The organism is Agromyces sp. H17E-10 (assembly GCF_022919715.1).
Taxonomy (GTDB): domain Bacteria; phylum Actinomycetota; class Actinomycetes; order Actinomycetales; family Microbacteriaceae; genus Agromyces.
Map to the genome: position 1 here is coordinate 3,903,306 of NZ_CP095042.1, position 12,529 is coordinate 3,915,834.

Genomic DNA, 12,529 nt, shown 5'->3' on the forward strand with positions numbered 1-12,529 from the left:
CTTTCGTTCGGTCACCCGATGGCGTCGATGAGCGAGCCGAGGTTCGCGGCCGGATCGGTGAACGTGAGCGTCAGCACCGGGCGGCCGTGCTCGGCGAGCACGCTCGCGTCGCCCGAGGCCTGGGCCGCGATGAGCTCGCCGAAGGTGAACGGCCGCTCGGTGATGGCGAGGTCGTCGACCGGGGTCTGCGTGATCTGCAGGAACACGCCGACCGCCGGGCCGCCCTTGTGGAACTGGCCGGTCGAGTGGAGGAAGCGCGGGCCCCAGCCGAACGTGACGGGACGCGCCGCCCGTGCCGCCACGAGATCGCGCAGCTTCGCGACCTCGGGGTGCGCGACGCGGTCGACGTACGCCTGGATCGAGACGTAGCCGTTCGCGGGCAGCTCCTCGAGCAGCACGTCGATCGCCGACACGAGGTCGCTCGCGGCTCCGATCACCTCGGGCGTGCCGCGCACCTCGATGCCGTCGGCGACGAACGCGGCGGGCTCGGGCGCCGGTCGGGCGTCGAGGAGGCCGCGGGCGGCGATCTTCGCCGACTCGACGTCCGGCTGGTCGAACGGGTTGATGCCGAGCAGGCGGCCGGCGACGGCCGTCGCGTACTCCCAGACGAGCAGCTGGGCGCCGAGCGTGCCCGACACCCGGATCTCGCCCGACGGGTCGTCGGAGAAGATCTCGTCGCCCGCGTCGTCGACGAGGCGCACGACCTGCAGGTCGGGCAGCGACTCGCCGAGCTCGGGGGAGTCGACGTCGAGCACGACGGGCAGGATGCCGGTGCCCTCCTTGCCCGTGGACTCGGCGATGAGCTGCTCGGCCCAGTCGGCGAAGCCGACGATGTGCGTGCCGTCGGCGACGATGCCCAGCTTGTCGCGCAGCGGCGCGGTCGCGGCGATCGCGGCGCCGAGCACGAGGCCGGGATTCTCGGGGCTGTCGATCGCGAGCGAGAGCTCGATCGTCTCGGCCTCGTCGAGCACCTCGGCGATGTCGACTCCGGCGAGGCCGGACGGCACGAGCCCGAAGGCCGTCAGCGCCGAGTAGCGGCCGCCCACGTTCGGGTCGGCGTTGAACACGCGGTACCCGGCCGCGCGCGCCGACTCGTCGAGCGGCGAGCCCGGGTCGGTGACGACGATGATGCGGGCGGCAGGGTCGATGCCCGCGTCGCGGAACGCCTGCTCGTACGCGCGGCGCTGGCTGTCGGTCTCGACGGTCGAGCCCGACTTCGACGACACGACGAGGGCGGACGCCTCGAGGCGGTCGCCGAGCGCGGCGCGGACCTGTCCGGGCTCAGTGGAGTCGAGCACGGTGAGCTCGACGCGCGCGGTGCGCGTGATCACCTCGGGCGCGAGCGAGGAGCCGCCCATGCCCGCGAGCACGATGTGTCGCACGCCCGCGGCCTCGAGCTCCTCGCGGAGCGCCTCGATCTGCGGCACGAGCGGGCGCGAGATCGCGACGGCCTCGGTCCAGCCGAGGCGCTTGTCGGCCTCCGCCTCCGCGGCGGCACCCCAGAGGGCCGGGTCCTGGGCGGTGATGCCGCTCGCGACGAGGTCGGCGACGAGCGTCGGGACGGTGCGGCGGACGGCCTCGGCCGCGGCGCCCGAGACCGAGATGCGGAAGCTCATCGGGCGGCCTCCAGCGCTGCGGTCACGGAGTCGAGCAGCTCGCCCCACGACACGTTGAACTTCTCGACGCCCTCGCGCTCGAGGAGCGCCGTCACGTCGTCGTAGTCGACGCCGACGGTCGCGAGCGCGTCGAGGACCTCGGCCGCGCTGCCGTAATTGCCGGTCACGGTGTCGCCCTCGACGACGCCGTGGTCGAAGGTCGCCTCGAGCGTCTTCTCGGGCATCGTGTTGACGACGCCGCGAGCCACGAGCTCGGTCACGTAGAGCGTGTCGGGCAGCGCCGGGTCCTTGACGCCCGTCGACGCCCAGAGCGGGCGCTGCAGGTTGGCACCGGCAGCGAGGAGGGCCTGGGCGCGCTCCGTTGCGAACTGCTCCTCGAACAGCTCGTACGCGAGGCGTGCGTTCGCGACGCCGGCCTTGCTCTTGAGCGCGAGGGCCTCGGGCGTGCCGATGGCGGCGAGGCGCTTGTCGATCTCGGTGTCGACACGCGAGACGAAGAACGAGGCGACCGAGTGGATCTGCGACAGGTCGTGGCCCGCAGCCTTCGCCTGCTCGAGGCCCGCGAGGTACGCCTCGATGACCTCGCGGTGGCGGTCGAGGCTGAAGATGAGCGTGACGTTCACGCTGATCCCCGCGCCGATCGTCTCGCGGATCGCGTCGAGGCCCTCGACGGTCGCCGGGATCTTGATCATCGCGTTCGGCCGGTCGACCTTGGCCCAGAGCGCCTTCGCCTCCTCGATCGTGCCGGCGGTGTCGTGGGCGAGGCCGGGCTCGACCTCGATCGAGACGCGGCCGTCGACACCGCCCGTACGGTCGTAGACGGGACGCAGCACGTCGGCCGCAGAGCGCACGTCGTCGGTCGTGATGTCGAACACGGCGGTGTTCACGTCGGCGCCCGCGACGGCGAGCTCGTGCAGGTGCTCGGTGTAGCCGTTGCCGGCGGTGAGGGCGTTCGCGAAGATCGTCGGGTTCGTGGTGACGCCGACGACGTTGCGCTCGGCGATGAGGCGGGCGAGGTCGCCCGTCACGAGGCGCTCGCGCGAGAGGTCGTCGAGCCAGATGCTGACGCCGGCCTCGGAGAGGGCGGCGGTGGGGGAGCTGGTCATGGGGTGTCTCCTCTTCTGGCTCGCGTCAGGCCGACGCGAGCGATTCCTTCGCGGCGGCGACGACGGCCTCGGCCGTGATGCCGAACTCGCGGAACAGGGTCTTGTAGTCGGCCGAAGCGCCGAAGTGCTCGATCGAGACGGCGCGGCCGCGGTCGCCGATGTAGCGGTGCCACGTCAGGGCGAGGCCGGCCTCGACCGAGACCCGCGCCGTGACCGATGCCGGCAGCACCGACTCGCGGTAGGCGGCATCCTGCTCGTCGAACCACTCGAGGCTGGGAGCCGAGACGACGCGCGCCCCGATGCCCTCGGCGGCGAGCGTCTCGCGCGCCGAGAGCGCGAGCTGCACCTCGGAGCCGGTCGCGATGATGATGACGTCGGGCGAGCCCGAAGCGGCGTCGGCGAGCACGTAGGCGCCCTTCGACGTGTTCGCGGCGCTCGCGAGGACGTCGCCGGAAGCCTCGCCCTCGCCGCGCTCGAACACCGGGATGTTCTGGCGGGTGAGCGCGATGCCGGCCGGGCCGCCGCGGCGCTTGAGGATCTCGAGCCACGCGTGGGCGACCTCGTTCGCGTCGGCGGGACGCACGACGTCGAGTCCGGGGATCGCACGGAGCGTGGCGAGCTGCTCGATCGGCTGGTGGGTCGGGCCGTCCTCGCCGAGCGCGACGGAGTCGTGCGTCCAGACGAAGATCGACGGCACCTGCATGAGCGCGGCGAGGCGCACGGACGGCCGCATGTAGTCGCTGAAGATGAGGAACGTGCCGCCGAAGGCGCGCGTCGGGCCGTGCAGCACGATGCCGTTCACGATCGCGGCCATCGCGTGCTCGCGGATGCCGAAGTGCAGCACGCGGCCGTAGGGGTTGCCCGCCCACTCGTGCGTCGAGTGCTCGGTCGGCACGAACGAGCCGCCGCCGTTGATGGTCGTGAGGTTCGACTCGGCGAGGTCGGCCGAACCGCCCCACAGCTCGGGCAGCTGGGCGGCGAGGGCGTTGATCACCTTGCCGGACGCCGCGCGGGTCGACACCTCGGTGCCGCCCTCGAAGACGGGCAGCGCGTCGGCGATGCCCTCGGGCAGCTCGCCGGCCTCGAGGCGGTCGAGGAGCGCCTTGCGCTCGGGGTTCGCCGCGGCCCAGGCGTCGAACGACTGCTGCCACTCGGTGCGCGCGGCCGCACCGCGCTCACGGGCGCCGCGCGTGTGCGCGATCACGTCGTCGGCGACGACGAAGCTCTCCTCGGGATCGAACCCGAGCACCTCCTTCGTCGCGGCGAGCTCGGCGCCCCCGAGTGCGGAGCCGTGGATCTTGCCCGAGTTCTGCTTGCCGGGGGAGGGCCAGCCGATGATCGTCTTCAGGATGATGATCGAGGGCTTGGACTGCTCGCCCTTCGCGGCCTCGATCGCGCGGTGGAGCTCGGCGACGTCCTCGACGTACTCGCCGGTCTTCTTCCAGTCGACTGTCTGCACGTGCCAGCCGTACGACTCGTAGCGCTCGGCCACGTTCTCGGTGAACGCGATGTTCGTGTCGTCCTCGATGGAGATCTGGTTCGAGTCGTAGATCACGACGAGGTTGCCGAGCTGCTGGTGACCGGCGAGCGAGGATGCCTCGCTGGTGACGCCCTCCTGCAGGTCGCCGTCGCCCGCGATGACGTAGACGAAGTGGTCGAAGGGGCTCTCGCCGGCCGGGGTCTCGGGGTCGAAGAGGCCGCGCTCGTAGCGGGCGGCGTAGGCGAAGCCCACCGCCGAGGCGAGGCCCTGGCCGAGCGGGCCCGTGGTGATCTCGACGCCGGCCGTGTGGCCGTACTCGGGGTGCCCGGGGGTCTTCGAGCCCCAGGTGCGGAGCGCCTTCAGGTCGTCGAGCTCGAGGCCGTCGCCGGCGAAGTAGAGCTGCACGTACTGGGTGAGCGACGAGTGGCCCGCCGACAGGATGAACCGGTCTCGCCCGAGCCAGGCGTGGTCGGCCGGGTCGCGGCGCATCACCTTCTGGAAGAGGAGGTAGGCGGCGGGGGCCAGGCTCATCGCCGTTCCGGGATGGCCGTTGCCGACCTTCTCGACGGCGTCAGCCGCGAGCACCCGGGCGGTGTCCACCGCGCGATCGTCGATGGATTCCCAGTGCAGAGTTGCCACGAGGTGCAGTTCCTTCCGTTCGTGACGGCGACGGGAACTCGTCCCCGACCCGCCGAGGACGTTGCGGCGCGGTACCGCCGGGCGTGCGAACCGTGGGGGATGCCTCGGGGGAATCGTGGGATCGCAGCGCCAAGCGCGCAATCCTCAGTATATGGACTTCGTGACGCGCGATGACGGGGTATGACTCACACCGCGAACCCTCCCATGTGAGCCGCCCGGGCGCGGAATCGGGCCCGTGCGACCGGATGGCCTAGAATCGTGGGGAGGCGGCGCGGCGCCCGGCATCTGCCTGCGCGCGCGCCTCGGAGAAGGAACGATGCAGGCAGCCGTAGACACCCGTGACGCCCGACCGGCGATGACCGTTCGGCGCAAGCTCGCCGCCTACCTCGCGCTGACCAAGCCGCGCGTGATCGAGCTGCTCCTCGTCGTGACCGCACCGACGATGATCCTCGCGCAGCAGGGGCTGCCGAGCCTGTGGCTCATGCTCGCGACCCTCATCGGCGGCGCGATGAGCGCGGGCAGCGCGGGCGCGTTCAACTGCTACATCGACCGCGACATCGACCGGGTCATGAAGCGCACGCAGGGTCGACCGCTCGTCACCGGCGAGCTCACCGACCGCGAGGCGCTCGTCTTCGCCTACGGCCTCGGCGTCGCCTCGATCGTCTGGCTCTGGGTGTTCACGAACTGGCTCGCCGCCCTGCTCTCGCTCGCCGCCATCCTGCTCTACGTCGTCTTCTACAGCCTCATCCTCAAGCGCCGTACCGCGCAGAACATCGTGTGGGGCGGCATCGCCGGCTGCATGCCCGTGCTCATCGGGTGGGCCGCGGTGACCGGCAGCCTCGACTGGGCGCCGTTCATCCTGTTCCTCATCATCTTCCTGTGGACGCCGCCGCACTACTGGCCGCTGTCGATGAAGTACAAGGATGACTACGCGGCGGCCGGCGTGCCGATGCTCGCGGTCGTTCGCGGTCGAGCCCAGGTCGGCCTGCAGGTCATCCTCTACGCGTGGGCGACGGTCGCCTGCTCGCTGCTGCTCATCCCGATCGCCGACATGGGGCTCGTGTACTCGACCGTCGCGGTCGTGACGGGCGTGTGGTTCATCTACGAGACGCACCGCCTCTACAACCTCGCGATCCGCCACGTGCAGGTTTCGCCCATGCGCGTGTTCCACGGGTCGATCGCCTACCTGTCGCTGCTGTTCCTCGCGGTCGGCATCGACCCGCTCCTGCCCTTCTAGGCCGGTCGCACTCGCCTCGCGCGCGGCACGAGCGGCCTGGATGCTCGGCCACCGTGCACGCCACGATTTCGGCGATCGCCACGTTTTCGGCTCATTCGCAGCGATCTGACCGAGGTTGTGGCGATCGCCGAATCGATGGCGTTGGCCACCTCTCCTCGGCAGCAGGTCGGCCGCGCGTTCCATCCACATCGCGCGTACATCCGGCCCATCGTGTCCTCCGGGGGCCGCGACGATGGGTCGCATGGCCGATCTCGAACGCACGCTGCGCCGATACGACGGCGTCGCGCGAGTGACGACCTTGCAAACCGCGGGGCACAGCAGGCACCATCTCCGCTGTGCCCTCGAGGAGGGTCGTCTTCTCCGAGTGCGGCGCAACTGGGTTGCGCTGCCGGGGTCGGATCCGCTGCTCGTCGCTGCGGCGCGGGCCGGTGTCGTGATCTCGTGCGTGACTGAGGTGAAGCGACTGGGACTCTGGGTGCTCGACGGGCCGGCGCTCCATGTCGCCGCCGGGCGGCACGACGCAGTCCCGTCGATCGACGCCCACGTGCACTGGTCGAAGCCGCTCGTGCCGAGGCATCCCGACGCGCTTCGCGACTCGATCGAGAACGCGCTCGCGCTCGTGGCAGCCTGCCAGCCGTACGAACGGGCGCTCGTGGTGTGGGAGTCCGCGCTGCGCATGCGACTCGTCGATCGCGACGTGCTGTCGCGACTTCCGCTCGGTCCGCACGCCCGCCGGCTCCTCGAGGCGTCGGGTGCTTTCTCAGACTCCGGGCTCGAGTCGCTCGTGCTCACGAGGCTGCGCTGGCTCAGGGTTCGCATCGTCCCGCAAGCGTGGATCGCGGGTCACCGGGTCGACTTCCTCATCGGCGACCGGCTCGTTGTGCAGGTCGACGGCGGACACCATGTCGGTGCGCAGCGCGAATCCGACAACGCCCATGACGCAGAACTGGTGTTGCGCGGCTTCTGCGTGATCAGGGTCGGGTATCGACAGGTCGTCGACGACTGGCCGACGGTGCAGGACCGGATTGCGCGGGCGGTCGCACAGGGCCTGCATCGGCGCTGAGCGACCGCCGCAGAATCGGTGATCGCCACGATTTCGGACGCCTGGCGGACAATCGTCCGAAGTCGTGGTGATCGCCGAGGTTCTGGTGCGCGCTGCGGGTCAGGCGGCGGATGCCGCGGCCGGGGCGGGTTCGGGCGCGTCGGCGCCGACCGGGCGCTTGAGGCGGAGGATCGCGACGGTCATCGCCGCGGCGGTGAGGGCGGCGAGCACCATGTGCACGCCGACGGCCAGCGGCGGCAGGCCGTTGCGGGCCTGGTAGAGGCCGACGGCGATCTGCACGACCTCGACGGCGAGCAGGCCCGTCACCCATGCGCGGGTCGGCAGGTGGTCGCGCCAGGCGGCGATCACGAGTACGAGCGTCAGCGCGAAGAGCAGGTATCCCGGCCAGGCGTGCACGTGCTCGAGGATCTCCGAGTCGAATCCGTTGCGACCGGCCTCTGCGTCGCCCGAGTGCGGGCCCGAGCCCGTCGTGAGCACGCCGAAGACGATCGAGATCGCGAGCACCGCGCTCGTCGCGTGGGTGAGGCCGGCGTACCAGCCGGGCACCGCGCGCTCGCGCGGTCCGACGGGCTCGTCCATGCGGGCGAGGAACGCCGCCGTGACGCACACGAGCACGAGCGACGAGACGTAGTGGAATCCGACGATGAACGGGTTGAGGCCCGTCCAGACCGTGATCCCGCCGACGATCGCCTGGGCGACGATGCCGAGGCCGACGACGAGCGACAGCACGAACAGGTCGCGACGCTCGCGGCGGATCCGCCACACGAGCAGGAACACGATGAGCGCGATGATGCCGACGACACCCGTCATCGTGCGGTTGCCGAACTCGATGAGCGAGTGGTAGCTCAGCTCCTCGGTCGGCACGAGCGACTCGGGCGTGCAGGTCGGCCAGGTGGGGCATCCGAGACCCGAACCAGTGAGGCGGACCGCGCCGCCGGTGGCGATGATCGTCGTCTGCGCGACGAAGGAGGCCCAGGCGAAGAAGCGGAGTGAACGGGGCACGCGGGACGTTCCTGATCCGGATCGCGCTGTGACGGGGCTGGGAGTCCCGGACCCACACCGCAGGCGACCCTATAGACTTGAGTGGTTGGCGCAACTGTTGCGACGCGCGCGAGAGCGCGGCACGCAGGCACCAGCCATCTTAGGTTCGCACTGAAGCCACCCGCACATCATCCACCGCTCGGCGAGAGCCTCGACTCGCAGGCGGGGTGAGCCGGACTGATAGCCGGTCGCACGGGAGGAGAAGAGAGAGAGCATGACGGACGTACTGATCGACCGCCCCGAGCTCGAAGGGCTCGGCAACTACGAGTTCGGTTGGGCCGACTCCGACGCTGCGGGGGCCTCGGCCCGGCGCGGGCTGTCGGCGGAGGTGGTCGCCGACATCTCGCGACTGAAGGACGAGCCCGAGTGGATGCTGCAGCGTCGCCAGCGCGGCCTGCAGCTGTTCGAGCGCAAGCCCATGCCGACCTGGGGCGCCGACCTGTCGGAGATCGACTTCGACAACATCAAGTACTTCGTCCGGTCGACCGAGAAGCAGGCCCAGACCTGGGAGGACCTGCCCGACGACATCAAGAACACCTACGAGCGGCTCGGCATCCCCGAGGCCGAGCGCCAGCGCCTCGTCGCGGGCGTCGCGGCCCAGTACGAGTCCGAGGTGGTCTACCACCAGATCAACGAAGAGCTCGAGCGCCAGGGCGTCATCTTCATGGACACCGACACGGCGCTGCGCGAGCACCCCGAGTTCTTCGAGGAGTACTTCGGCACCGTCATCCCGGCCGGTGACAACAAGTTCGCCGCGCTCAACACCGCAGTGTGGTCGGGCGGTTCGTTCGTCTACGTGCCGAAGGGGGTGCACGTCGAGATCCCGCTGCAGGCCTACTTCCGCATCAACACCGAGAACATGGGCCAGTTCGAGCGCACGCTCATCATCGCCGACGAAGACTCGTACGTGCACTACATCGAGGGCTGCACGGCGCCGATCTACAAGAGCGACTCGCTGCACTCGGCCGTCGTCGAGATCATCGTGAAGAAGAACGCGCGCGTTCGCTACACGACGATCCAGAACTGGTCGAACAACGTCTACAACCTCGTCACGAAGCGCGCCACGGCCGCCGAGGGCGCCACCATGGAGTGGGTCGACGGCAACATCGGCTCGAAGGTGACGATGAAGTACCCGTCGATCTTCCTCATGGGCGAGCACGCCAAGGGCGAGACCCTCTCGGTCGCCTTCGCGGGCCCGGGCCAGCACCAGGACGCGGGCGCGAAGATGATCCACATGGCGCCGTACACGCAGTCGTCGATCGTCTCGAAGTCGATCGCCCGCGGCGGCGGCCGCGCCGGCTACCGTGGCGAGGTCCGCGTCGACGCGAACGCGCACCACGCGGCGAACACCGTGCGCTGCGACGCCCTGCTGGTGGACACCATCTCGCGCTCCGACACCTACCCGGCGATCGACATCCGCGTCGACGACGTGCAGCTCGGCCACGAGGCCACGGTGTCGAAGGTCTCCGAGGAGCAGCTCTTCTACCTCATGGCCCGCGGCATCCCCGAGGACGAGGCCATGGCCATGATCGTGCGCGGCTTCATCGAGCCGATCGCCCGCGAGCTGCCGATGGAATACGCGATGGAACTCAACAAGCTCATCGAGATGGGCATGGAAGGATCGGTCGGCTAAGCGATGACCACCGCAATGCAGAGCACCGCTATGCCCACGGCCGAGCAGCACGGCCTCGTCGCGCACTCCGACGGCGCGTTCGTGCCGGTCCAGACGCGTTCCGAGCGCTTCCGCTCGGTGAACGTCGAGGACTTCGAGCCCGTGAACGGCCGCGAGCACGAGTGGAAGCTGTCGCCCGTCGCCGCCTTCGCCGACCTCACGTCGGGCGAGCTCGACGGTTCGCGCCCCGAGATCGAGGCCGACGAGGTCGACGGCGTGGCCGTCTCGTGGGTCGGCCGCGACGACGCCCGCATCGGCACCACCGGCACCCCCGAGGAGCGCGCGAGCGCGAACGCCTGGTCGAGCTTCAGCGAGGCGCTCCTGATCTCGGTCACCGGTGAGGGCGAGAAGGTCGCGACCGTCACGCGCTCGGGCCTCGGCAACGCGCCCCGCGCCGCGCACACGATCATCGAGATCGCCCCGAACAGCCGGGGCCTCGTCGTGCTCCGCGGCACGGGCGACGCCCGCCTCACCGAGAACCTCGAGATCCTCGTCGGCGATGGCGCCCAGCTCACGGTCGTCTCGCTGCAGGAGTGGAGCGACGACTCGGTGCACCTCGCGAGCCAGTTCGCGAAGGTCGGCCGCGACGCCTTCCTCAAGCACATCGTCGTCTCGCTCGGCGGCAAGGTCGTGCGCGTGAACCCGCAGACCCACCTCGCCGAGCAGGGCGCCGACGTCGAGGCGCTCGGCCTCTACTTCGCCGACGCAGGCCAGCACCTCGAGCAGCAGGTCTACGTGCACCACGACGCACCGCACACCAAGAGCCGCGTGACCTACAAGGGCGCGCTGCAGGGCGAGGGTGCGCGCACCGTCTGGATCGGCGACGTGCTCATCGGGCAGAAGGCCACCGGCACCGACAGCTACGAGCAGAACCGCAACCTCGTGCTCACCGACGGCACCCGTGCCGACTCGGTGCCGAACCTCGAGATCGAGACCGGCGACATCGAGGGCGCCGGGCACGCGTCGGCGACCGGGCGGTTCGACGACGAGCAGCTCTTCTACCTCATGGCCCGCGGCATCCGCGAGGACGAGGCGCGCCGCCTCGTCGTGCGCGGCTTCCTCACCGAGATCGTGCAGAAGATCGGCTCGCCCGAGCTCGAAGAGCGTCTCACCGCCGCCCTCGAAGCCGAACTGCAGGGCAACTGACGTGGCCGCCGTTCGTGTGTGCTCGCTCGACGAGCTCGTCGAGAACCAGGCCTCGCGCTTCGTGCTCGAGGGCGTGCCGATCGCGGTCGTGAAGGACTCCGCCGGCGACGTCTTCGCCATCGGCGACACCTGCACCCACGGCGACATCTCGCTCGCCGAGGGGTTCGTCGAGGAGGACACGCTCGAGTGCTGGGCGCACGGGTCGAAGTTCTCGCTGAAGACCGGCAAGCCCCTCACCCTCCCGGCGTACGAGCCGGTCCCCGTCTACCAGGTCGAGGTCTCGGGCGGCGACGTCCACATCGACCCCGCGGTCACGCTGACCGTCTGACCCATGCTTCTCCGGCCTCGGCCGGACCACCGAAAAGAGAAATCCCAGAACATGTCTGTGCTCGAGATCAAGAACCTGCACGTCAACGTCGAGACCGACCAGGGCACCCGCGAGATCCTCCGCGGCGTCGACCTCGTCATCAACGAGGGCGAGATCCACGCCATTATGGGCCCCAACGGCTCCGGCAAGTCGACCCTGGCGTACACGATCGCCGGTCACCCGAAGTACACGGTCGTCGAGGGCGAGATCCTCCTCGACGGCGAGAACGTGCTCGAGATGTCGGTCGACGAGCGCGCCCGCGCCGGGCTCTTCCTGGCGATGCAGTACCCGGTCGAGATCCCCGGCGTCACCGTGACGAACTTCCTCCGCACCGCGAAGACCGCGATCGACGGCGAGGCGCCCAGCGTCCGCACCTGGGTCAAGGACGTCCGCGAGTCGATGTCGAACCTCAAGATGGACTCGGCGTTCGCCGAGCGCAACGTCAACGAGGGCTTCTCGGGCGGCGAGAAGAAGCGCAACGAGATCCTCCAGCTCGAGCTGCTGAAGCCGAAGTTCGCGGTGCTCGACGAGACCGACTCGGGCCTCGACGTCGACGCGCTCAAGATCGTCTCCGAGGGCGTGAACCGCGCCAAGGCGAACACCGGCCTCGGCATCCTGCTCATCACGCACTACACGCGCATCCTCCGCTACATCAAGCCCGACTTCGTGCACGTCTTCGTGGCCGGCCGCATCGCCGAGCAGGGCGGCCCCGAGCTCGCCGACCGCCTGGAAGAAGAGGGCTACGACCGCTACCAGGTCGCCGAGTCGGCCTCGGCCGCCGCCGAATAGGGCGCGGGTAGACTCGAACCATGGTCACCTCACTCGCGCCCGAGCGCTACGACGAGGTCTCCGAGGCCCTGAAAGACGTGATGGACCCGGAGCTCGGCGTCAACATCGTCGACCTCGGGCTCATCTACGACCTGGGCTGGGACGACGAGAACGACGCGCTCGTCATCCACATGACCCTCACGAGCGCCGGCTGCCCGCTGACGGACGTCATCGAGGAGCAGACGGCCGAGGCGCTCGACGGGGTCGTCGAGGCGTTCCGCATCAACTGGGTGTGGATGCCGCCGTGGGGCCCCGAGCGCATCACCGACGACGGTCGCGACATGATGCGGGCGCTCGGCTTCGCGATCTGACCCGCTCGGCCCGATCGACGGGT

General features: G+C 70.0%; 11 protein-coding genes. 7 read left to right on the top strand and 4 right to left on the bottom strand.

Annotated elements, in window-relative coordinates; translation table 11 throughout:
• Positions 1-11: 11 nt before the first annotated feature.
• From MUN74_RS17660 to tkt, 3 genes are read right to left on the bottom strand one after another with little or no spacing between them, the layout of a single operon-like run.
• A complete protein-coding gene (locus MUN74_RS17660; RefSeq protein WP_244853916.1) occupies positions 12-1,616 on the bottom strand; it encodes a glucose-6-phosphate isomerase in 1,605 nt (534 codons plus the stop codon).
• Positions 1,613-2,722 (bottom strand): transaldolase, encoded by a 1,110-nt coding sequence (gene tal, locus MUN74_RS17665; protein ID WP_244853917.1) that lies wholly within the window; start codon positions 2,720-2,722, stop codon positions 1,613-1,615. Before tal ends, MUN74_RS17660 begins: the two co-directional genes overlap by 4 nt.
• A gap of 25 nt (positions 2,723-2,747) precedes the next feature.
• Positions 2,748-4,841: a transketolase gene (gene tkt / locus MUN74_RS17670; RefSeq protein ID WP_244853918.1), complete on the bottom strand. Its 2,094-nt coding sequence runs from the start codon at positions 4,839-4,841 to the stop codon at positions 2,748-2,750.
• Between the two features lie 316 nt (positions 4,842-5,157).
• On the opposite strand from tkt, the gene MUN74_RS17675 reads away from it, so the two are divergent.
• Both MUN74_RS17675 and MUN74_RS17680 read left to right on the top strand, forming a co-directional pair.
• Positions 5,158-6,078 carry a heme o synthase gene (locus tag MUN74_RS17675; protein ID WP_244853919.1) on the top strand — a complete coding sequence of 307 codons (921 nt, stop codon included), beginning with the start codon at positions 5,158-5,160 and terminating at the stop codon, positions 6,076-6,078.
• 445 nt (positions 6,079-6,523) lie between these two features.
• Positions 6,524-7,141 (top strand): endonuclease domain-containing protein, encoded by a 618-nt coding sequence (locus MUN74_RS17680; RefSeq protein WP_244853920.1) that lies wholly within the window; start codon positions 6,524-6,526, stop codon positions 7,139-7,141.
• Positions 7,142-7,240: 99 nt separating this feature from the next.
• Here MUN74_RS17680 and MUN74_RS17685 read toward each other — a convergent pair whose 3' ends face one another.
• The gene (locus MUN74_RS17685; RefSeq protein WP_244853921.1) at positions 7,241-8,143 is read right to left on the bottom strand and encodes a COX15/CtaA family protein; all 903 of its coding nucleotides are present in this window, start codon (positions 8,141-8,143) and stop codon (positions 7,241-7,243) included.
• 253 nt (positions 8,144-8,396) lie between these two features.
• Here MUN74_RS17685 and sufB point away from each other — a divergent pair, with 253 nt between their 5' ends.
• Genes sufB through MUN74_RS17710 form a run of 5 tightly spaced genes read left to right on the top strand, consistent with a single transcriptional unit; the run spans position 8,397 to position 12,506 of the window.
• Positions 8,397-9,815 carry a Fe-S cluster assembly protein SufB gene (gene sufB / locus MUN74_RS17690; protein ID WP_244853922.1) on the top strand — a complete coding sequence of 473 codons (1,419 nt, stop codon included), beginning with the start codon at positions 8,397-8,399 and terminating at the stop codon, positions 9,813-9,815.
• Positions 9,816-9,830: 15 nt separating this feature from the next.
• Positions 9,831-11,000, top strand: coding sequence for a Fe-S cluster assembly protein SufD (gene sufD, locus MUN74_RS17695; protein ID WP_244853923.1), 1,170 nt, complete (start codon positions 9,831-9,833; stop codon positions 10,998-11,000).
• A 1-nt stretch (position 11,001) separates the two neighbouring features.
• A complete protein-coding gene (locus tag MUN74_RS17700; RefSeq protein ID WP_244853924.1) occupies positions 11,002-11,328 on the top strand; it encodes a non-heme iron oxygenase ferredoxin subunit in 327 nt (108 codons plus the stop codon).
• A gap of 51 nt (positions 11,329-11,379) precedes the next feature.
• Positions 11,380-12,156 (top strand): Fe-S cluster assembly ATPase SufC, encoded by a 777-nt coding sequence (gene sufC, locus MUN74_RS17705; RefSeq protein ID WP_244853925.1) that lies wholly within the window; start codon positions 11,380-11,382, stop codon positions 12,154-12,156.
• A gap of 20 nt (positions 12,157-12,176) precedes the next feature.
• A complete protein-coding gene (locus MUN74_RS17710; RefSeq protein ID WP_231430951.1) occupies positions 12,177-12,506 on the top strand; it encodes a metal-sulfur cluster assembly factor in 330 nt (109 codons plus the stop codon).
• Positions 12,507-12,529 lie beyond the last annotated feature (23 nt).